Annotated in this window: 20 protein-coding genes and 2 tRNA genes; 11 read left to right on the forward strand and 11 right to left on the reverse strand. The window is 71.1% G+C overall.

The features are described 5' to 3' along the window. Positions 1 to 27 precede the first annotated feature (27 nt). The 6 genes from ehuB to ACFYV1_RS21680 all read left to right on the forward strand — a co-directional run bounded on the left by ehuB (position 28) and on the right by ACFYV1_RS21680 (position 4,179). Complete coding sequence (gene ehuB / locus ACFYV1_RS21655) at positions 28 to 909, forward strand: ectoine/hydroxyectoine ABC transporter substrate-binding protein EhuB (RefSeq protein ID WP_389397143.1); 882 nt, start codon at positions 28 to 30, stop codon at positions 907 to 909. After that, complete coding sequence (ehuC, locus tag ACFYV1_RS21660) at positions 906 to 1,643, forward strand: ectoine/hydroxyectoine ABC transporter permease subunit EhuC (RefSeq protein ID WP_389397144.1); 738 nt, start codon at positions 906 to 908, stop codon at positions 1,641 to 1,643. The genes ehuB and ehuC overlap by 4 nt, the downstream gene beginning before the upstream one ends. Continuing rightward, positions 1,643 to 2,296 carry an ectoine/hydroxyectoine ABC transporter permease subunit EhuD gene (gene ehuD / locus ACFYV1_RS21665; protein ID WP_389397145.1) on the forward strand — a complete coding sequence of 218 codons (654 nt, stop codon included), beginning with the start codon at positions 1,643 to 1,645 and terminating at the stop codon, positions 2,294 to 2,296. Before ehuC ends, ehuD begins: the two co-directional genes overlap by 1 nt. After that, a complete protein-coding gene (gene ehuA, locus ACFYV1_RS21670; RefSeq protein ID WP_389397146.1) occupies positions 2,286 to 3,065 on the forward strand; it encodes an ectoine/hydroxyectoine ABC transporter ATP-binding protein EhuA in 780 nt (259 codons plus the stop codon). The genes ehuD and ehuA overlap by 11 nt, the downstream gene beginning before the upstream one ends. A 166-nt stretch (positions 3,066 to 3,231) precedes the next feature. Further along, positions 3,232 to 3,990, forward strand: a complete 759-nt coding sequence (locus ACFYV1_RS21675; RefSeq protein WP_389397147.1) for an IclR family transcriptional regulator — start codon at positions 3,232 to 3,234, stop codon at positions 3,988 to 3,990. 115 nt (positions 3,991 to 4,105) lie between these two features. Next, positions 4,106 to 4,179, forward strand: a tRNA-Lys gene (locus tag ACFYV1_RS21680). 120 nt (positions 4,180 to 4,299) lie between these two features. Here the strand turns inward: ACFYV1_RS21680 and ACFYV1_RS21685 are convergent. The 3 genes from ACFYV1_RS21685 to ACFYV1_RS21695 form a co-directional block, all read right to left on the reverse strand. After that, on the reverse strand, positions 4,300 to 4,887 hold the full coding sequence (locus tag ACFYV1_RS21685) for a lytic polysaccharide monooxygenase (protein WP_389397148.1): 588 nt from the start codon (positions 4,885 to 4,887) through the stop codon (positions 4,300 to 4,302). A 120-nt stretch (positions 4,888 to 5,007) separates the two neighbouring features. After that, positions 5,008 to 6,219: an SPFH domain-containing protein gene (locus ACFYV1_RS21690; protein WP_389397149.1), complete on the reverse strand. Its 1,212-nt coding sequence runs from the start codon at positions 6,217 to 6,219 to the stop codon at positions 5,008 to 5,010. 124 nt (positions 6,220 to 6,343) lie between these two features. Continuing rightward, positions 6,344 to 7,630, reverse strand: coding sequence for a peptidoglycan-binding protein (locus tag ACFYV1_RS21695; protein ID WP_389397150.1), 1,287 nt, complete (start codon positions 7,628 to 7,630; stop codon positions 6,344 to 6,346). A 207-nt stretch (positions 7,631 to 7,837) separates the two neighbouring features. Here ACFYV1_RS21695 and ACFYV1_RS21700 point away from each other — a divergent pair. Then, positions 7,838 to 7,911 (forward strand) — tRNA-Lys (locus tag ACFYV1_RS21700). Between the two features lie 94 nt (positions 7,912 to 8,005). Here ACFYV1_RS21700 and ACFYV1_RS21705 read toward each other — a convergent pair. The 5 genes from ACFYV1_RS21705 to ACFYV1_RS21725 all read right to left on the reverse strand — a co-directional run bounded on the left by ACFYV1_RS21705 (position 8,006) and on the right by ACFYV1_RS21725 (position 12,744). Next, positions 8,006 to 8,698 carry a class F sortase gene (locus ACFYV1_RS21705; protein WP_389397151.1) on the reverse strand — a complete coding sequence of 231 codons (693 nt, stop codon included), beginning with the start codon at positions 8,696 to 8,698 and terminating at the stop codon, positions 8,006 to 8,008. Between the two features lies 1 nt (position 8,699). Continuing rightward, positions 8,700 to 9,401 (reverse strand): hypothetical protein, encoded by a 702-nt coding sequence (locus ACFYV1_RS21710; protein WP_389397152.1) that lies wholly within the window; start codon positions 9,399 to 9,401, stop codon positions 8,700 to 8,702. Positions 9,402 to 9,494: 93 nt separating this feature from the next. Next, positions 9,495 to 10,274 (reverse strand): HAD-IIA family hydrolase, encoded by a 780-nt coding sequence (locus ACFYV1_RS21715; RefSeq protein ID WP_389397153.1) that lies wholly within the window; start codon positions 10,272 to 10,274, stop codon positions 9,495 to 9,497. A gap of 227 nt (positions 10,275 to 10,501) precedes the next feature. Then, positions 10,502 to 11,458, reverse strand: a complete 957-nt coding sequence (locus tag ACFYV1_RS21720) for a hypothetical protein (RefSeq protein WP_389397154.1) — start codon at positions 11,456 to 11,458, stop codon at positions 10,502 to 10,504. Positions 11,459 to 11,586: 128 nt separating this feature from the next. Next, positions 11,587 to 12,744 carry an ROK family transcriptional regulator gene (locus tag ACFYV1_RS21725; RefSeq protein WP_389397155.1) on the reverse strand — a complete coding sequence of 386 codons (1,158 nt, stop codon included), beginning with the start codon at positions 12,742 to 12,744 and terminating at the stop codon, positions 11,587 to 11,589. Positions 12,745 to 12,800: 56 nt separating this feature from the next. On the opposite strand from ACFYV1_RS21725, the gene ACFYV1_RS21730 reads away from it, so the two are divergent. Beyond that, entirely contained in the window at positions 12,801 to 13,892 is a 1,092-nt protein-coding gene (locus tag ACFYV1_RS21730; protein WP_389397156.1) for a Gfo/Idh/MocA family oxidoreductase, read from the forward strand. Next, entirely contained in the window at positions 13,889 to 14,380 is a 492-nt protein-coding gene (locus tag ACFYV1_RS21735) for a heme-degrading domain-containing protein (RefSeq protein WP_389397157.1), read from the forward strand. Before ACFYV1_RS21730 ends, ACFYV1_RS21735 begins: the two co-directional genes overlap by 4 nt. 229 nt (positions 14,381 to 14,609) lie before the next feature. Here the strand turns inward: ACFYV1_RS21735 and ACFYV1_RS21740 are convergent, their stop codons facing one another. Continuing rightward, on the reverse strand, positions 14,610 to 15,470 hold the full coding sequence (locus tag ACFYV1_RS21740) for a fumarylacetoacetate hydrolase family protein (RefSeq protein WP_389397158.1): 861 nt from the start codon (positions 15,468 to 15,470) through the stop codon (positions 14,610 to 14,612). A 185-nt stretch (positions 15,471 to 15,655) separates the two neighbouring features. Between ACFYV1_RS21740 and ACFYV1_RS21745 the strand changes: the two genes are divergently transcribed. Further along, entirely contained in the window at positions 15,656 to 15,991 is a 336-nt protein-coding gene (locus ACFYV1_RS21745; protein ID WP_389397159.1) for a YnfA family protein, read from the forward strand. A 280-nt stretch (positions 15,992 to 16,271) separates the two neighbouring features. Here the strand turns inward: ACFYV1_RS21745 and ACFYV1_RS21750 are convergent, their stop codons facing one another. Continuing rightward, positions 16,272 to 17,003 carry a YidC/Oxa1 family membrane protein insertase gene (locus ACFYV1_RS21750; RefSeq protein WP_389397160.1) on the reverse strand — a complete coding sequence of 244 codons (732 nt, stop codon included), beginning with the start codon at positions 17,001 to 17,003 and terminating at the stop codon, positions 16,272 to 16,274. Positions 17,004 to 17,124: 121 nt separating this feature from the next. Beyond that, positions 17,125 to 17,442, reverse strand: a complete 318-nt coding sequence (locus tag ACFYV1_RS21755) for a DUF6412 domain-containing protein (protein ID WP_389397161.1) — start codon at positions 17,440 to 17,442, stop codon at positions 17,125 to 17,127. A gap of 204 nt (positions 17,443 to 17,646) precedes the next feature. On the opposite strand from ACFYV1_RS21755, the gene ACFYV1_RS21760 reads away from it, so the two are divergent. After that, the gene (locus ACFYV1_RS21760; protein ID WP_389397162.1) at positions 17,647 to 18,747 is read left to right on the forward strand and encodes a sugar ABC transporter substrate-binding protein; all 1,101 of its coding nucleotides are present in this window, start codon (positions 17,647 to 17,649) and stop codon (positions 18,745 to 18,747) included. The last annotated feature ends 74 nt before the right edge of the window (positions 18,748 to 18,821 follow it).

Raw genomic sequence — 18,821 nt, forward strand, 5'->3', positions numbered from 1 at the left:
CGCGGACGCACGGGTAGCCGCGCGGCCATGGCTCGTACAAGAGAACCAGGATCGATCGGCAGACGCGCCCTGCTGCTCGGCACGGCAGCTGCCGGCGCGTTGACCGTCGCGGGTGCGGCGGGGTGCAGCCGGGTGTCGTCCGGCGACGCGCTGGCCCGGCTGAAGTCCCAGGGCACCGTGCGCCTCGGCATCGCGGGCGAGGTGCCGTACGGCTATGTGGATGCGCAGGGCGAGTTCACGGGCGAGGCCCCTGAACTGGCCCGGGTCATCTTCAAGCGGCTCGGCGTCGACAGTGTCCAGCCGGTGGCGACGGACTTCGCCTCCCTCATCCCGGGTCTGAACTCGCAGCAGTTCGACGTGGTCTCGGCCGGGATGTACATCAACAAGGAGCGGTGCCAGCAGGTCATCTTCTCCGACCCCGAGTACCAGATGCTCGACTCGTTCATCGTCCGCAAGGGCAATCCCAAGAACCTGCGCAGCTACGAGGACGTGGTCCGGGCAAAGGCGAGACTCTCCACCGGAACGGGCTACGCGGAGATCGGTTACGCGATCGCCGCCGGCATCCCGGAGAACGAGATCGTCATCCTGCAGGACCAGGTGGCCGGACTGAACGCCGTCGAGTCCGGACGAGTCGACGTCTTCGCCGGCACCGCGCTCACGACCCGTGAAGTGGTGCGCAAGAGCACGAAGGCCGAGGCGACCGAGCCGTTCGCGGCCGTCGTCGACGGCGAGAAGCAGGTCGACGGCGGCGGCTTCGCCTTCCGCCCCACCGACACCGAACTGCGCGACGCGTTCAACGTCGAGATCCACAAGATGAAGAAGAGCGGTGAGCTCTTCCGCATCCTGAAGCCGTTCGGCTTCACGAAGGACGAGATGACCACCCTCACTGCCGAGGAGCTGTGCCGATGACAGCCGGACTCTGGCAGAACTGGGTGCTCCCCGGCATTTGGATCACCATCCAACTGCTCGTCTACAGCGCCGTCGTGGCCGCCGTCGTCGCCTTCGCCGTCGGCATGGCCCGCACCCACCGCTCGCGGCTGGTCCGCTTCCTTGCGGGCTTCTACACCGAGATCTTCCGCGGCACCTCGGCGCTGGTGCTGATGTTCTGGCTGTTCTTCGTCGTGCCACCGCTCATGGGCTGGCAGCTGGTCCCGATGTACGCGGCCGTGCTCGCGCTCGGCCTGTCCTACGGTGCGTACGGCGCGGAGATCGTGCGCGGCGCGCTGAACTCGGTGCCCCTCGCTCAGCGCGAGGCGGGCACAGCGCTCAGCTTCACGCCCTGGCAGCGGATGCGCCTGATCATGCTGCCGCAGGCGGTGCCCGAGATGATGCCGTCGTTCTGCAATCTGCTGATCGAGCTGCTGAAGGGCACCGCCCTGGTGTCACTGCTCGGCGTGGGTGACGTCTCCTTCGCCGCGTACCTCGTGCGGCTGGCCACCCAGGAGAGCGCCCAGATCTACACCATCAGTCTGGTGATCTACGCCGTGCTCGCCCTCTTGGTGACGCGTTCCATGAAGGCGCTGGAGCGGAAGACGAAGCGGAACGTCGGCATCGATCCGGGACCCGGACTCTTCGGCGGGCTCTTCCGCCGGCGCGCCCAGGACAAGGTCGCCGGTACCACCGTGCCGGGAGGTGCGTCCTGATGAGCTCCTTCGACTGGTCCGCGGTGTCGGACTTCATGCCCGAGTTCTGGGACGGCGTGCTGGTCACGCTGCAGGTCCTGGTGCTCGGCTCGCTGATCTCGTTCTCGCTCGGTCTGGTGTGGGCGATCGCGTTCCGCGCGCCGACCCGGTTCGTGCGGTGGCCGGTGAACGTCTTCACCGAGTTCATCCGCACCACCCCGCTGCTGGTGCAGCTGTTCTTCTTCTTCTTCGTCCTGCCGGAATGGGGCATCCAGTTCTCCGCGCTGACCACCGGCACGGTCGCGATCGGGCTCCACTACTCGACGTACACCGCACAGGTCTACCGGGCCGGAATCGAAGCCGTGCCGAAGGGACAGTGGGAGGCGGCCACGGCGCTGAGCCTGCCGCCGCACCGCACCTGGATGGCGGTGATCCTGCCGCAGGCCTTCCGCCGTGTGATGCCGGCCCTCGGCAACTACGTCATCGCGATGCTGAAGGACACGCCGATCCTGCTCGCGATCGGTGTGCTGGAGATGCTCAACCAGGCGCGCCAGTTCGGTGGCGAGACCTTCCAGTACACCGAGCCGCTGACCGTGGTCGGCGTCGCCTTCATCCTCATCGCCTACCCGGCTTCCCTTCTCGTACGAGCCCTGGAGCGCCGCCTTGTCCGCTGACACCCCTGCCGGCACCGCCGCCGGCGCCACGCCCGACGCACTGATCCGGTTCGACAACGTCACGAAGAGATTCGGCGACAACACGGTCCTGGACAATCTCTGCTTCTCGGTCCGCCCGGGCAAGCACGTCACCCTGATCGGCCCGTCCGGTTCGGGCAAGACGACGATCCTCCGGCTGCTGATGACCCTGGAGCGCCCCGACGAGGGCACCATCACGGTCAGCGGGAACAAGCTCTTCCCGGCCGGCGAGAAGGAGCGCCGCGAGGCGCGCAAGCAGATCGGCATGGTCTTCCAGCAGTTCAACCTGTTCCCGAACATGACGGTCCTGCGCAACCTGACCGAGGCGCCCGTGCGGGTCCTCGGCATGTCGCGGGACGAGGCGGAGGCACGCGCCAAGGATCTGCTCGAGATGGTGGGGCTGGCCGACCGCTGCGACGCGAAGCCGACACAGCTGTCCGGCGGTCAGCAGCAGCGGGTGGCGATCGCCCGTGCGCTCGCCATGCGGCCGCAGGTGCTGCTGCTGGACGAGGTGACCTCCGCGCTCGACCCCGAGCTGGTCGCCGGCGTGCTCGACCTGCTGCGCGACATCGCGCGCACCACGGACATCACGATGCTCTGTGTGACGCACGAGATGAATTTCGCCCGTGACATCTCGGACGACGTGCTGATGTTCGACGCCGGCAAGGTGATCGAGTCGGGGCCGCCGGAGAAAATCTTCTCGGATCCGGAGCACGAACGTACTCGCGAGTTCCTCGGTGCGGTGCTCTGACCTCTCACTCCACCGGTTAAAGATTCCTCTGGCATATGCCAAGGTGATGCGCCCCAGCTTACGCGCTGGGGCGCATCGTCATTTACGCCAACAGCCGCCCCTCAAACGGCCCTTGACCGGTATCGTGGTACTGAAGCATGCGGTAACAACCTGCTAGGGGGAAACCGTGGCGCTGAAGCCCGAGCCGACCGCGCCGTTCCACTCGGTGCAATACGTCTTGCGTGTCCTCGAGACGATCTCCAAGCACGGTGGCGGAGTCACCGACGTCCAGATCGCACGGGAGACCGGCCTGCCGACCGGCCATCTCGCCCCCATGCTGTCCATGCTCCGCCGCGAGGGGTACGTCGAGCAGGTCTCCGACGGCGCGTATGTGATAGGCGACTCGCTGGTCCTGCTCGGCTCGGGCGCCACCCGCAAGGAGGCACTCGCGGCCAAGCTGCAGGACACCCTCACCGAGCTGCGCGACTCGGTCGGCGCCGCCGTCTACATCAGCCGTTACATCGACGGCGAGGTCAAGATCACCCAGTTCGCCGACGGCCCGCGCACTCCGAAGGTCAACGAGTGGGTGGACTTCCGCTCCGCGGCCCATGCGAGCGCGGTCGGCAAGTGCCTGCTCACCCAGCTCGACGTGAACGGCCGCCGCGACCACCTCGCCCGCCACAGGATCGCCCGTCTGACGTCACGCACGATCACCAGCGAGCGACTGCTCTTCTCCAAGCTGGACAGCCAGCCGCCGACCGTCCCCGTTCTGGACCTCCAGGAGTACGCGGTGGGCACGGTCTGCGCCGCCGTGCCGCTGACGGCCGGCTCAGCGGTGGGCTGCCTCGCGCTCTCCCTCCCGATCGAGCACGCCCACCGGCTCCGCTCGGCCGCCGACACCCTGAACCGCCGGGCCGCCCCGGTGGTGCTCTCGCTCGCGATCTAGGTCCCGTCTCCCCGGCCGGTCCGGGGCCCGCGCGGCGTTCTCTGCGCCTGGTTCGGAGCACCCCTCCGGACCAGGTACTATTTATGAGTCAGCCGCCGAGCGGCAGACGAAAGAGGCGCCGCTAGCTCAGTTGGTTAGAGCAGCTGACTCTTAATCAGCGGGTCCGGGGTTCGAGTCCCTGGCGGCGCACAACCAAACCCTGTGGGGCATCACGGTCATCCGTGATGCCCCACAGGGCTTTGTGTGGTGCGTCTCACTCCGCGGCGGCCCCAGGCGGAAGGGGGCGCCGCGGAAGTGACCGGCCCGAGGTCAGAACTGGACGTCGGAGCAGGCGTAGAACGCGTTGGCCGTGTCGTGCACCGTCCACACCGCCAGGATCATGTGGCGGCCCGACCGCTGGGGAAGGTTGCCGGAGTGGGACAGCGTGGCCGGCGGCTGCTGACCGCCGTACGGGATGGTCAGGAAGGGCTGTGACTCCAGCGCCGCCCTGGTCAGCGGCTGGCTGGGGTTCCAGCCGGCCTTGGTGATGAAGTACTTGAAGTCGGTGGTGCGGTGCCTGGCCGTGAACTGCCAGCGGAAGCTGTAGTTCTGGCCGGAGCTGACCTTGGTGGTGGGCCATGTTCCGCCACGCGGGTCGTCGAGTTCGGCGAACTGGCCGTTGCCGCCCGCGCAGATCCTTCCGTCGGCGGGGCCCGCGGCCGGGAAGCCCTTCGGGCCCTCGACACTCTGCGGCTCCCACTGGATCTGGCCGCAGTTGCTCACCGTCTTGTTGGCACAGAGCTTCTGGCGGCTGATCGGCGAGTCTGTGTAGCCGTGGCTGCTCGCGCTGCCGGTGGCGAGCAGGGTCGCCCCCGTAACGGCGAGGCCGACCACGGCCGCGCCCATCTTTTTTCGCATGCTGGCTCCTGTGAGAACGTGGGGGAGTTCCGAGGCACTTGCTGCACGCGTGCGGTACTGCGTCTTCCGGTCTAGACCAAGTTCCAATGTATTGACACCCGTTGACGTTGTCCAGACCAATCACGGAGCCTCGACGGCACCGGCCCGACCCGTGTAGAAGGCAACCGTGAGGTCCTTCACCAGCGCCTTGCGCTCGTAGTCGTCCAGCTCGACCAGCCCGCGCGCCGTCAGCCTGCCCACCGTCTCCTCCACCGCGTCCACCACCGAGGTCAGCACGGTGTCCCGGTGCTTGGCGTCGATCGCCGCGACCCGCCTGCGCCGCATCGCCTCCGCCACCTCCGGCGCGTACTCGATGGCCACGGGCTGCGCGGAGAAGACCTCGATCCCGACGGCGGCGCACTCGGCCGACAGCGCCTTCGTCAGCCTTTCCCCGACCGCTTCCGCGTTGCGCAGCGTCGGCACGGAGGGGAGGAAGGCGTCGGCGGGCAGCTGGGAGAGGACCCGCACGGTGGCCGCCTCCACCTGCTCCCCCAGGTACGCCTCGTGGTCCGCGACGCCAAGTGCCGCGCGCACCGTGTCCTTGATCCGCCACACCACCAGCACCACCACGCGCAGCGGCGTGCCCTCCGCGTCCACCGCGGCCATCGGCTCGCTGCGCCAGTGCCGCAGCCGTACGTCGACCCGCCGGCGCAGCACCAGCGGGCTCACCCACACCAGCCCCGTACGCCGCACCGTGCCCCGGTAGTCACCGCAGAGCGTGAGCACCCACGCCCGGCCGACCTGTCCGCGGCCGAGCCCGCCGAGGGCGAACAGCGCAAGGACCACCCCGAGCGTGAGCAGGCACCACAGCCAGATCCCGATGCCCTGGTACGGCGGCGGGGTCAGCCCGAACATCTCAGCGAGCGCGCCGGGCACCGCCCCGGTCCCCCAGAGGACGGCGCCGATCCCGGCGAGCGAACAGCCACCGGCGACCAGTGCGGTCCAGCCGGGCAGCACCGGCCCCGGGCGCTCGGCGAGCCCGTGGTCGGCGGGCGGCACGGGCCGGGTCCCGGCGGCGCCCTTCCCGGTGGCCGACCGTTCCGGACCCTGCGTGGCCGGCCCTGCCGGGCCGGGCTTCCGCGAGGCGGCCGGCTCGGACTGCCCGACCTTCGGCTGCTCCCCCGTGCCCTGGCGCCGGGACACGACGGACGGCCGCAGGGCGTGCGGCCGGTCGTCGTCCCGGAACAGCAGGTGCACCGGGATCTCGGTCGTCGTCTCGCTTGCGATGACGAAGTTGCGCCGCGGGCTCTCGGACGGCACGGTGCCCTCCGGCTCCGACGTCGTGGTGTTCATGCCTGCCGCCTTCAGCTCGTCGCTCTGCTCTGTCGTCGTGCGTGTCGGGGTGCGCTGTCCGCTTCTCGGTTCGGGCCTTGGCTTCTTGGTCCAGGTCCGGCGCCGTCGGCCGCGGACCCGGTGTTCAGGAGAAGAGCCGCCTCCAGGTCTCCGGCCCCGGATAGCCGTCGGCCGCCGCGCCGCGCCAGCCCTGGGCCCGCTGGAACGCCTCGACGTTGCGCCGGTCCGCCTCGCGCCAGCGCGGGCCGGGCCCGACGGTGTAGTGCTTGCCGTAGCCGCGTTCGACCAGCCGTCTGCCGAGCCGGGTGATGTGCTCGCCGGTCCGGCCGGGACGGAAGTGGGCCCGCCCGGGGAAGGCCGGCACCGCGGCGCCGGGCCCGTTCGAGACCGCCGGTTTCGCGGCAGGGATGTCCTTGCCCTGCTTCTTCACCAGCAGCCGCCAGGTGTGCGGGCCGGGCAGGCCGTCCGCCTCCTTGCCCCGCCAGCCCTGGGCGCGCTGGAATGCCTGGGTGGCACGGCGGTCGGCATCCGTCCACCGGGGGCCGGGGCCCTCCCGGTAGAAGCGTTCGCCGCCGCGCGCGACGAGCATCCGGCCGAGCCGGGTGACCGACGCGGTGTTCGCTCCCGGACCGAACTCCGCCCCGCCGGGGAAGGGCACGGTCGCGCTCTCGCCGCCGCCCGTGCCGGTGACGAGGCCCTTGTACCGGTAGGCGACGTACGAGGCGGAGTTGTTCCAGTAGGCCATGGGGGTTGCCTGTTTACGGGTGTGCGGCTTGGTCTGCTCGTAGGCGGTGTAATACGTGTGCGTGATGTCGGTCCAGCCACCGAAGATCGTGACGTGCGAACCGCCCGTCGGGTCGGCGGGATTGTGGAAGAGCAGGATGTCGCCCGCCTGCAGGTCGTCGCGACTGATCCGGTCGCCGAACTGCGCGAGGCTGCCGGTCCACTCGTTCTTCGAGAGGTTCCAGGCCATGGACACGTAGCCGGAGCAGTCCTGGCGGTATCCGTCGGACCAGTACTTCGACATGCTGTACGGAACCTTGGCGCTCACCCAGCCCTTGGCGCGGCCGATGATGTCGGCCCGGGTCGCGGCGCGCAGCGGTGTCTGCGCGGAGGTCGACTCTCCCGTCGAACCGTGCAGGGGCGAGGCCGGGCCCTGTTCCGTCGGGGGGCCGGGCTCCGCGAACGCGGCGCCGGTCCGGTCGGGGGGAGGCACGGTGCTTTTCGCCCAGGCGCCCTGCCCCGTGGCGCCGAGGACGACTCCGGCTGTGGTGACCAGCACGAGCGCCCTGCGGCAACCCCGTGTGGAGGGGTGGTCGCCGGTGGCGAGCGCGCGGCGCCGGTGCGAGCAGCCCGCGCAGTCGCAGTCGGCGGCGGGCTCGAACTCCTCGAAGGTCGGTACGGCGGTCATGTCTGCCCCCTCCGCGCTCATCAAGATCTTCTGACGATGTTTCACGGGCGTCAGTGTCCCAGCGGTATGGATATAACGCATTTTGACGTATTAAAGGTAAAAAGCGATGACCTGAAGGCCTCGTGGCGCGTCACCGGCGCGGCGCGGCAAAGGGCGGTCCGGCGCGGAGCACCCCTGGTGTTCGGGTAAAGTTCTCCAGGTCAGCAGGCGCCGCTAGCTCAGTTGGTTAGAGCAGCTGACTCTTAATCAGCGGGTCCGGGGTTCGAGTCCCTGGCGGCGCACGCGGAACCGAGGCCCCTCGCCACAGGCGAGGGGCCTCGGTCGTATCGCCGGATTCTCGTGGACGCACTGTGACGGCGGCCTGCGAACCGGGCCTCAGGCAGCGGAGACGTCCGTCAGATACGCGTAGACGACGACGTTCGCCGTGTAGGTGCCGCTCGCCCGGTCGAAGGTGCCGCCGCAGGTGATCAGCCGCAGTTCGGCCCGGCCGGGCTGCCGGGGGCCGTAGACCTTCTGCGGGTCGAACCGGTCGCGGCCGAAGACCTGGACGTCCTCGATGGTGAACTCGGCGACGGAACCGTCGGCTCGGGTCACCTCGATCTTCTCGCCCGGCCGGGCGGTGCTCAGCCCGTAGAACACCGCCGGTTCCGTCTCGGTGTCGACGTGTCCGACCATCAGTGCCGCTCCGGGCTCCCCCGGTTTCGTGCCGCCGCCGTACCAGCCGACGGTCTGCGGCGTCTCCAACGGCGGCGGGTCGACCGCTCCTTCGGCGTCGAGACCCCGTGCGACGACGGGCGCGTCCACGCCGCCGGCGGCGAGCGCCACGTTGCGGGGTCGCGCGGCGTCGAGCGGATGGTGCGCGGGCGGCATCGGAATGCCGGGCGGGCGGCCCACCGCGGCGATGTCGCCGGTGGTCGGCGCGGAGCTGCCGCGGGCTCCCGGCGCCTCGCTCCCCCACAGCCACAGCCCGAGAACCAGCACCGCCCAGGCCACTCCGGTCACCAGCCGGCCGTTGCCGGGGGTCGGGGCAGAGCCGGCGGGACGATCCGTACGGTCGGCGCCGGACATGTCAGTCGGTGCCCGTACGGCGCCGTCGCCGGGCGCTGCGCAACGCCGCCGCGACGGCGGCCGCACCCGCGAGCAGCAGGCCGATCACGGTCTGGGAGGTACTGGGGCCGGCGTCATGGGCGTCGACGGTCGAGACCGGGGCGGCGAGAACGGCGGTGCCGCCGCCTCCTGCCTTCACCGGGGCGACCGGCGATTCGTGCGGCCGGGGCGGCGGAGTCGGACGGGAGTCACCGGGGCGGGTCGGCTCGTCGTGGCGGTGGGTCTTCGACGGTGCCGGCTCGAAGGGCCGGTGCGACGGATCCGGCTTCGAAGGGTCCGGCTTCGAAGGGTCCGAGGGGTGCGGCTCGTGCGCGCGACGGTCGATCTTGACGGTGCCCGCCCCCGGGTGGTCGCGGAGATCGCACCGGACCCGGAGGTCGTACGTACCCGGCTTCACGTCCCGTCTGACGAGCGCCGCCCCCGCGAGCCAGCCGTCGTGTTTTTTCGCCGACAGCTCGGCGTCCGCGACGAACACCTCCGACATGGCGGTACCGGATCCGTCCCGGCAGCCCACGACCCGGATCTCGACCGTGCCGCCGGGGGCGCTCGCGGCCGGCGTCACCGTGGCCTTCACGGAGCTGCCGGCGAATGCGGCGGTGGCGGGCGCCATGACCAGCACGGCGGCCACCCCTGCCACACGGAAAGCTATGGAACCAGTACGCATCGTGAACCTCCTGATACCGCAAGAGTCACGCGCGTGGGTCGTTTCCGCATCCGCAGGGCGGGCCGCCGATTCGCCGCGACGCCGCTGAGCTGCTCAGATCCGGTCGACGAGGTCCGCGATCGAGTTCACGACCGTGGACGGCCGGAACGGGTAGCGGTCGACGAGAGCCGGCGTCGTGGAGCCGGTGAGCACCAGGAACGTCTCCATCCCGGCCTCGAGTCCGGCGAGCACATCGGTGTCCATCCGGTCGCCGATCATGGCACTGGTCTCGGAGTGCGCGCCGATGGTGTTCAGGCCCGTGCGCATCATCAGCGGGTTGGGCTTGCCCGCGAAGTACGGGTCCTTGCCGGTCGCCTTGGTGATCAGCGCCGCCACGGAGCCGGTCGCGGGCAGCGGGCCCTCGGCGGACGGGCCGGTGTTGTCCGGGTTGGTGCAGATGAACCGGGCACCGGCGTTGATCAGCCGGATCGCCTTGGTCAGCGACTCGAAGCTGTAGGTGCGGGTCTCGCCGAGGACCACGTAGTCGGGGTCGTGGTCGGTGAGGACGTAGCCGATGTCGTGCAGGGCGGTGGTCAGCCCGGCCTCGCCGATGACGTAGGCGGTGCCGCCGGGCCGCTGGTCGTCGAGGAACTGGGCGGTGGCGAGCGCCGAGGTCCAGATGTTCTCCACCGGCACGTCCAGGCCCATGCGGGCGAGGCGTGCGTGCAGGTCGCGGGCCGTGTAGATGGAGTTGTTGGTGAGGACCAGGAACGGCCTCCCGGTCTCCCGCAGTTTCCTGATGAACGCGTCGGCGCCGGGAATCGGGACGCCCTCGTGGATGAGGACACCGTCCATGTCGGTGAGCCAGGATTCGATCGGCTTGCGTTCTGCCATCAGACGGACTCCTGCCGTACGGGTCGTGCGTGCTGGGCGCCGCGACTGCGCTGTGGCGACGCCCCCAGCGTAATCAGGAAGTCTCGATCTTGACCCCACCGTTCGCCGACCGGACGGCCGCCGTGCCCGGACTTCAACGCGCCGACGCGGGCGGGGGTGTTCCCGTCGACGCTCCGGCGGTCCCGCGCGCGAAGACGTCGATGCCCGCCGTCGTCGTCGGGGGACGCTCAGCGGCGGCCGGGTCCGGGGCGCAGGCGCCGGGCGACGAACACGAGGAGTCCGGCGCTCATCACGATGACGGCGGCACCGACGCCGATGCGGGCGAGTGCGCCGGAGCCGGTGGTGGCGAGCTGCTCGGAGGAGCTCGGCCGGGGCTGTTCCGCGGGCTCGGTCGCGGCCGGCGACTCGGCGGCGGGCGACTCGGCGGCCGGGGTCGAGCGGGCGGGGGTCGAACGTGCGGGGGTGGGCGCGTCGGGCTCCGCACCGCCGCCCGCCACGACGGCGAAGCGGTAGTCGCCCGACTCCCCGACCCAGTCGCCGTCGTCGCCGTCCCGCTGAACGACGGCGGCGTTGACGGTGATCGTGTTCGCTGCCGTGCCGGCGGCGATCGAGAGCCGCGTCCGTACGGTGACGGTTTCGCCGGCGGGTACGACGAAGCCCTGGAAACCGTCGTCGAAGGCGCCGACGAGCTCGTCCCGCGTGGTCGCCTCGAGTGTGACCGGGCGCCAGCGGTCCGCCCGCTCGTCGTGGAACTCCAGCGTGACGCGGTCCGCGGCGAAACCCCGCTCCCGGGCGGTGAGGACGAGCACGGGATGGATCCGGTCGCAGTTCTCGCGGGTGCCGTTCCGCAGGTCGATCGACCAGGAGTGGAAGCCCGAGCCGGCCCGGACGGTGTCGGGGCCGCCGTGGACACGGGTCGTGATGGGGAAGTCCGGGTCGGACGGCTTGCCGCAGGTGGGCGCGCGGTCGGCGGGGCGGTCCGCGGGCCTGTCGCCCGGCCGGTCCTCCACGGGCAGCGCCCGCGCGACGTCCGACGCGACGGGAACGGGTCCGTGGGAGGAGGTACGGGCGGTCACCGCGGCGGCCGCGGTCTCGGCCGAGGCCGCGGCCGCCGAGCCGCTGATCACCGCGGGAACGATCAGCGCCGCGGAGGTGGTGAGGGCGAGGGCGTTGCGCGTTCGCATGAGGGGCCTTTGCTTGCTCGCGTACTGCCGGATCGCCCGGGCCGTGGCCCGGGACGTCGCCATGTGTGCCCGGCAGCGCCCGCACCGCCGGACCCGTACGGCCGATCAGCGGCGCAACGCCCCTCGTGTCAGCGTATTTCCGCGATCTCGTGACTGGTTTCCGGCTCGGCCGGGGACGCGGCCGAGCCGGAAACGGCCTCCGCCCGGCCGAACACCGGCGCGAGTACGAGCTGCGCGGCGCCGTCGGCGACGGTGTGGTCGCCGCCCTCCGCCGCGGCCACCGGGACGGTGGTGCGCGCGGCGAGCACCGCGGCCACTCCGCGTACGAACTCGTCCTGTGCGGTGGCGATCACGCGGCCGCCGAGAAGCACCCGGTCCATGTCGAGCAGGGCGACGAGGTTGGTGGCGCCGGTCCCGAGCACTCGGGCGGCCTCCGCGATGTCGCCCCGTTCGACGGCGGCCAGGCAGAGAGCCTCTATGCAGCCGCGCTTGCCGCAGGTGCATTCGGGGCCGTCGAGCTGGACGACCTGGTGGCCGAACTCACCGGCTCCGGTGCGCGCGCCGCGGTACAGCGCGCCGCCGAGGACGAGTCCGGCACCGAGGCCCGTGCCGAGATGGAGGTAGGCGAAGGACCCGCCGGAGCCGCCGAGGGCGAGGCCGAGAGCGGCGGCGTTGGTGTCCTTGTCGAGGACGACGGGCAGCCCGAGGCGCGCGGCGAGCGTGTCCCGCAGCGGAAAGCCCTCCCACTGGGGGTATCCGGTGACGCGTTGGGTCACGCCGTTGAAGTGGTCGAGCGGTCCGGGCATGGCGACCCCGACGCCCAGCACACGCAGTCCGCCGCCGACGGCCTCCGAGGCCGGCCCGGTCAGCAGGCTCTCGACCTCCGTCGCCGCCAGGCTCAAGACGGCCTCGGCGCCGGCGCCGAGATCGAGCGGGACCGTCCGGGTGTCGACACGGGCGCCGGACAGGTCGAGGAGGACCACCGTCAGCTCGTCACGGTCCAGGTGGAGACCGATGGCGTGGCCCGCGGACGGCACCAGTGCGAGTACCGTCCTTGGTTTTCCACCGGTCGACGCCCGGCGGCCGGCCTCCTCGACGAGGCCCTCCTCCCTCAGCCGGGCGACAATCTTGCTGACGGCCTGCGGCGTGAGCGCGGCGGCCTCGGCCAGTTCGAGCCTGCTTATGCCGCCGTCGCCGGCCGTGCGCAGAAGGTCGAGGACGAGCGCCGCATTGTGGCTGCGCAGCGCGGGCAGATTGGCTCCCACTCCCGCCATGCTCCCGTTCATCTCTCCATTGTCCCCCGCGCTTGCACTTTCGCAACAGCGTTGTTTAAGTGGAGGGCATGACTGGTACCGGCTCCCCCCTCCGCGTCGCGCTCATCGGCTACGGCCTCGCGGGCTCCGTATTCCACGCCCCGCTGATCGGCGCCACGGAGGGCCTCGTCCTCGACACGGTCGTCACCTCCAGCCCGGAGCGGCAGGAGCAGGCCCGCAACGAGTTCCCCGGGGTCCGCGTCGAGACGTCCCCCGACCGGCTGTGGGCCCGTGCCGACGAGCTCGACCTCGTCGTGATCGCCTCTCCGAACAAGACACACGTCCCGCTCGCCCGCGCCGCCCTCGAGGCCGGCCTCGCGGTCGTCGTCGACAAGCCGATCGCCGGCACCGCCGCGGAGGCCCGCGCGCTGGCCGCCCTCGCCGCCGAGCGCGGTCTCGTGCTGTCCGTGTTCCAGAACCGCCGCTGGGACAACGACTTCCTGACCCTGCGGAAACTGATCGACGACGGCGCACTCGGCGACGTGCAGCGGTTCGAGTCCCGCTTCGAGCGCTGGCGTCCGCAGCTCAAGGGAGGCTGGCGCGAGTCCGGCGACCCGGCGGAGATCGGCGGCCTGCTGTACGACCTGGGCAGCCATGTCGTCGACCAGGCGCTCACCCTCTTCGGTCCCGCGGCGCGCGTGTACGCGGAGTCGGACGTACGCCGGGAAGGCGCTCGGGCCGACGACGACACGTTCATCGCGATCACCCATGCGAACGGTGTCCGCTCGCATCTGCACGTCAGCGCGACGACGGCACAGCTCGGCCCGCGATTCCGGGTTCTGGGCTCCACAGGCGGGTACGTGAAGTACGGCCTGGACCCGCAGGAGGACGCGCTGCGCGCGGGCCGCCGCCCCGTGACCGGGGAGGAGTGGGGCGTGGAGCCGGAATCGATGTGGGGCCGGGTCGGTGAGGGAGAGTCGCCGCTGACCGGCGGAGGCGTTCCCGTACGGACCGTGCCGGGCGACTACCCGGCGTACTACGCGGCGGTCGCCGCCGCGGTGCGCGAGGGGACCGCTCCGCCGGTCACCGCGGAGGAGGCCGCCGCCGCGCTGGACGTACTGGAGGCCGCCCGCCGTTCCGCCCGTGAAGGGATCACCGTCACCGTGGAGGTCACCGCATGAACACGATGGACACGATGAAACCGGTCCCCCACCTCACCGTCGACGAGATCGTCGAGCAGGAGCGCCGGCTCACGCTGCGCCGCTTCACCCACTCCGACGCGTGGGCGCTGGGCAGCATGCTGGTGGAGATGGCGCATCTGCGCGAGGCGCCGGTCGCCATCGACATCCGCCGGGGCGCACAGCAGTTGTTCCACGCCGCGCTGCCGGGTTCGAGCGCCGACAACGACTCGTGGATCGACCGCAAGCGCCGGGTGGTCGAGCGGTACGGCGAGAGCTCGTACCTCGTCGGGGCGCGGCACCGCGCCAAGGGCACGACGTTCGAGGAGTCCTCGCGTCTGGACCCGGACCGGTACGCGGCGCACGGCGGCTCGTTCCCGATCACTGTCGCCGGGGTCGGCGTCGTGGGCGCCGTCACCGTCTCCGGACTGCCGCAGGCGGAGGACCACGCGATGGTGGTCGAGGCGCTGGAACGCTTCCTCGCCACCTGAGCCGACCACGTCGGCGCCCGGGCGAGTCGGGGGCACTCCGGCGGCCGGCCTCGCGGTATGTCGGCCGCGCCGCGGGCGGGCGGGCGGGCGGCCCAGTGAGCGGTCACGCCCCGGTGCCGGTCACGCCCCAGTGCCGGTCACTCCCCGCCCCGGGGCAGCACACAGCCCGGGCGGGGCCGGGCGGGGCCGGTCAAGCCCCACGCGGCCCCGGAAGCCGCGCGCTCGCGCGCTACGCGTCCTTGAGCTGCTGACGCTGGCGGCCGAGACCGTCGATCTCGAGCTCGACCACGTCACCGGCGCGCAGGAACGGCTTCGGCTCGGGCTGCCCGAGCGCGACGCCCGCCGGAGTGCCGGTGTTGACGACATCTCCGGGGTAGAGCGTCATGAACCGGCTGACGTACCGGACGACGTCCGCGACCGGGAAGATCTGGTCCGCGGTGCTGCCGTTCTGCTTGAGCTCCCCGTTGACCCAGAGCCGCAGCCCGAGAGCCTGCGGGTCCGGCACCTCGTCGGCGGTCACGAGCCACGGCCCGAGCGGGTTGAACGTCTCGCAGTTCTTTCCCTTGTCCCAGGTGCCGCCGCGCTCGATCTGGAACTCGCGCTCCGACACGTCGTGGGCGACCGCGTACCCGGCGACGTACGACAGCGGGTCCTCGTCCGCCTCGATGTAGCGGGCCGTGCGTCCGATCACCACCGCGAGCTCGACCTCCCAGTCGGTCTTGCGGCTGCCGCGCGGTACGAGCACGGTGTCGTCCGGCCCGACGACGGTGTCGGCGGCCTTGAAGAAGACGACGGGCTCGGCCGGGGTCTTCGCCCCGGTCTCCGCGGCGTGGTCGTGGTAGTTCAGCCCGATGCACACGACCTTTCCGATCCGGCCCACCGGCGGTCCGACGCGGAGCCCGGACGGGTCCAGCACCGGCAGATCGCCGGCGTGGGCCGCGGCCCTGATCCGGTCGAGGGCGGCGGCGTCGGCGAGCAGCGCTCCGTCGATGTCCGTGACGAGTCCGGACAGGTCGCGCAGCGTCGTCCCGTCCTCGTCGAGCAGCGCGGGGCGTTCGGCGCCTGCCGTTCCGACACGCAGCAACTTCATGGTCAGTCTCTCCTCTGGTCGAGTGCGAGCCCGGCCCGACCCGACAGGTGCGGCCATCGGAGGATCGGAGGATTGGCTGATCCTCCAAGACCTCCGACCACTCCACAAGACCCTGTTCACAACCTGGACCTTTACGGGCGGGTAGCAGGCAGCCCGCGCGATCCCGCCGCGTAAGGTCCGGTGCCATGTCCGTCGCACGCTCCGTCGCCCTGTTCCTCGTCGCCGCCGTCTTCGAGATCGGCGGCGCCTGGCTGGTGTGGCAGGGGCTGCGCGAACACCGGGGGTGGGTCTGGATCGGCGCGGGTGTGATCGCGCTGGGCCTGTACGGGGTGGTCGCGACCTTCCAGAGCGACGCGAACTTCGGCCGCATCCTGGCCGCTTACGGCGGTGTCTTCGTCGCCGGGTCCATCGCCTGGGGGATGGTCGCGGACGGCTACCGGCCCGACCGTTACGACATCACCGGCGCGCTGATCTGCCTCGCGGGGATGGCCGTGATCATGTACGCGCCGCGCGGCCACTGACGGACGCCGTCCGGGCGGCGGCCACCGACGGCCGCGCCCGGGGCCGGGGCCGGCGTGGCGGCCGAGGTCGTCCGCTGAGAGGCGCGGCCACCAGGGCCCGCCGACGACCACGGCGACCGCGGCCACGGCCCCGGTCGAGCGCACCGTCCGGCCTCCGCCCGTGCGAAGCGCACCGTCCGGCATCCACGGCCCGCGTCGAAACACACCTCCGGCATCCACGTGTTGAGCACACCTCCGGCATCCACGGCCTCTCCGGCGGCCCGCCCCAGAGCACGCGGGCTCACATCTGCGCCGCCAACGGCACCGGCGTGTCCCGGTAGAGGAACACCCGCTCCACCGCGGCCCATGTGGTGGAGGTGACGACGTACAGCGCGGCGGCCAGCGGCACGACGGCGACGGTGGCGAGCGTGAGGAACGACAGCAGCGGCATGACCTTGGCCATCGCCCCCATGCCGGGGAGCTGCTCCCCGGCGGCCGGCGCCGCGGCCATCTGCTGCTTGGTGCGCCGGTAGTTGAAGGTGGCCACGGCGGCGACGAGGGCGAAGAGCGCCAGGTAGACGAGCCCGGCGCCGCCGATCACCCCGCCGTCCGCCAGGGCGTCGGTCCAGCGGCCGCCGAGGGGTGCGTCGAAGAGCGAGTGCACAAGCAGCCCGTTCGGCTCGCCACCGATCTCGGCGTTCGAGAACAGGTGGTACATCACGAAGAACGCCGGCAACTGGAGCAGGCTCGGCAGACAGCCGGCCAGTGGCGACACCTTCTCCTGCGCGTACAGCTCCAGGGTGGCCTTCTGCAGCCGTTCCGGATTCTTGCCGTGCTTGGTGCGCAGCTCGGCGAGCTGCGGCGCGAGGCGGGTCCGGGCCTTCTGGCCCCGGGCGGCGGCTCGGGAGAGGGGGTGGACGGCGAGCCGTACGAGCGCGGTGAAGACGACGATCGCGCCGGCGGTCGCGGACGCGGCGAACAACGGCTGGAGCAGGTCGGCGAGCTGCTCGACCAGGGTGGCGAAAACGGACATGGGTGAGCCCTCCGGGGGTCTCGTCGTGCCGGGAAACGAAGACATGACGGCATGACGACCCACGAGGGGACCGCGCGGCCGGCGACGCCGGCAGCGGTGGCAGCGGTGGCAGCGGTGGTGCCTAGAGGGCCGTCAGGAGGGGACGGCCGGGCGCTCGGGGCCTGCGACGCCCGCGGGCGTCGGGGTCGCGCTGCGGCAGGAAGGCAGTGCGTTTCTCGCGGTCGCGCAGGGCTGTCCGTACGCGGGTGCGTGGCACGGCGGGTGCGCAACGCGCGCTGACGAGCGCGCAGATGACGAGCGCGGAACCGGCGGCAGCGGTGGCGGTCGCGGCGAGCGCGAGCGTGGCGAAGACGCTGCCGCCGTCGACGAGGAGGATCTCGACGAGAAGAAGGAGCAGCAGCGCGGCGGGCCGGAGCAGCCGTGCCGTACGACCGGTCATGCGCCCTCCCCCTCGGCTCGTGTTCCCGCTTCCCCGACGATCTGCCTCGAGTATACGAGCGCAGCTGTTGAACGCTTGATTACAGAGAATCACGTTGCGATCACGTTAGCGGAGCACCTCTTGACGCTTTCTCGACCACAGAGTTGGCTTTCGGCCACCTTGGCTGCAAATGATGCAGCCTGTCAGGGAGGTTCGATACAACCAATGAACGCACTCCTGCGTCGTGCCGCCGTCGCAGCCGCCGCCACCACCATGGTCATGTCGCTCTTCGGATGCGGGACCACCGAGGAGCCCCGGGTACGACTGACCGACGACATCGTTGTCGGTCTGCTGCTCCCGGAGAACCAGGCTGCCCGCTACGAACAGTTCGACAAGCCGGTCATCGAAGAGCGCATCGCGCGGCTCACCAACAGCAAGGGCAAGGTCCTCTACGCCAACGCGAGGCACGACGCCGATCTGCAGTCGCAGCAGCTCGCGTCCATGATCGAGGACCAGGTCGACGTGCTGATCGTGGACGCCGTGGACGCCAAGGCCATCGCCGACGGGATCGAGAGGGCCGACGAGGCCGGCATACCCGTCGTCGCCTTCGACCGGCTCGCCGAGGGCCCGATCGACGGCTACGTCTCCTTCGACAACGAACAGGTCGGCCACATCCAGGGCAAGGCCCTGCTGGAGGCTCTCAAGGACGAGGCCGGCTCCGGCGCGGGCAAGGTCGTGATGATGAACGGCGCCCTCACCGACCCGAACGCCGCCATGTTCAAGAAGGGTGCCCACACCGAGCTCGACGGCAAGGTCGAGATCGGGCAGGAGTTCGACACCAAGGACTGGAAGCCGGAGAACGCCAAGGCCAACATGGAGGTCGCGATCGCCTCCCTCGGCAAGGACGCCATAGCCGGCGTCTACTCCGCCAACGACGGCATGGCGGGCGGCATCATCGCCGCTCTCAAGTCCGCCGGCCTCTCCGACCTCCCGCCCGTGACCGGGCAGGACGCCGAACTCGGCGCGGTGCAGCGCATCGTGGCCGGTGACCAGTACATGACCGTCTACAAGCAGTACGCGCCGGAGGCCGCTGCCGCCGCGGAGATGGCCATCCTGCTGGCGAGGAACATGTCCCTGGGCGCGGCCGCGCACACGGACATCGACACCCCGACCGAGAAGTCCGTCCCCACAGTGCGCATCCCGGTCATCGCCCTGACCAAGGAGAACATCAAGGAGACCGTCATCGCGGACGGCGTCTACACGGTGGAACAGATCTGCGTCCCCGAGGTCGCGGCCGCGTGCGAGGAGATCGGGCTCACCTCGTAACCCCGCGTACGGGGCCGCCGGGGCCGGGCCCCCCCCCCCCCCCGGGCGGGGCCGGCGCGCGCGCCCGCCCCCCC

Source organism: Streptomyces sp. NPDC003023 (genome assembly GCF_042888225.1).
In the GTDB taxonomy this organism is placed as follows: domain Bacteria; phylum Actinomycetota; class Actinomycetes; order Streptomycetales; family Streptomycetaceae; genus Streptomyces.

Bases quoted from the DNA above. Each gene is read 5' to 3' on its own strand.
- ACFYV1_RS21705 (WP_389397151.1), bottom strand. From the start codon at position 8,698: ATGTCCGGCGCCGACCGTACGGATCGTCCCGCCGGCTCTGCCCCGACC.
- ACFYV1_RS21730 (WP_389397156.1), top strand. From the start codon at position 12,801: ATGACTGGTACCGGCTCCCCCCTCCGCGTCGCGCTCATCGGCTACGGC.
- ACFYV1_RS21745 (WP_389397159.1), top strand. From the start codon at position 15,656: ATGTCCGTCGCACGCTCCGTCGCCCTGTTCCTCGTCGCCGCCGTCTTC.
- ACFYV1_RS21750 (WP_389397160.1), bottom strand. From the start codon at position 17,003: ATGTCCGTTTTCGCCACCCTGGTCGAGCAGCTCGCCGACCTGCTCCAG.
- ehuD (WP_389397145.1), top strand. From the start codon at position 1,643: ATGAGCTCCTTCGACTGGTCCGCGGTGTCGGACTTCATGCCCGAGTTC.
- ACFYV1_RS21740 (WP_389397158.1), bottom strand. From the start codon at position 15,470: ATGAAGTTGCTGCGTGTCGGAACGGCAGGCGCCGAACGCCCCGCGCTG.
- ACFYV1_RS21725 (WP_389397155.1), bottom strand. From the start codon at position 12,744: ATGAACGGGAGCATGGCGGGAGTGGGAGCCAATCTGCCCGCGCTGCGC.
- ACFYV1_RS21710 (WP_389397152.1), bottom strand. From the start codon at position 9,401: ATGCGTACTGGTTCCATAGCTTTCCGTGTGGCAGGGGTGGCCGCCGTG.
- ACFYV1_RS21695 (WP_389397150.1), bottom strand. From the start codon at position 7,630: ATGACCGCCGTACCGACCTTCGAGGAGTTCGAGCCCGCCGCCGACTGC.
- ACFYV1_RS21690 (WP_389397149.1), bottom strand. From the start codon at position 6,219: ATGAACACCACGACGTCGGAGCCGGAGGGCACCGTGCCGTCCGAGAGC.
- ehuB (WP_389397143.1), top strand. From the start codon at position 28: ATGGCTCGTACAAGAGAACCAGGATCGATCGGCAGACGCGCCCTGCTG.
- ACFYV1_RS21760 (WP_389397162.1), top strand. From the start codon at position 17,647: ATGAACGCACTCCTGCGTCGTGCCGCCGTCGCAGCCGCCGCCACCACC.
- ACFYV1_RS21720 (WP_389397154.1), bottom strand. From the start codon at position 11,458: ATGCGAACGCGCAACGCCCTCGCCCTCACCACCTCCGCGGCGCTGATC.
- ACFYV1_RS21685 (WP_389397148.1), bottom strand. From the start codon at position 4,887: ATGCGAAAAAAGATGGGCGCGGCCGTGGTCGGCCTCGCCGTTACGGGG.
- ACFYV1_RS21715 (WP_389397153.1), bottom strand. From the start codon at position 10,274: ATGGCAGAACGCAAGCCGATCGAATCCTGGCTCACCGACATGGACGGT.
- ACFYV1_RS21755 (WP_389397161.1), bottom strand. From the start codon at position 17,442: ATGACCGGTCGTACGGCACGGCTGCTCCGGCCCGCCGCGCTGCTGCTC.
- ehuC (WP_389397144.1), top strand. From the start codon at position 906: ATGACAGCCGGACTCTGGCAGAACTGGGTGCTCCCCGGCATTTGGATC.
- ACFYV1_RS21735 (WP_389397157.1), top strand. From the start codon at position 13,889: ATGAACACGATGGACACGATGAAACCGGTCCCCCACCTCACCGTCGAC.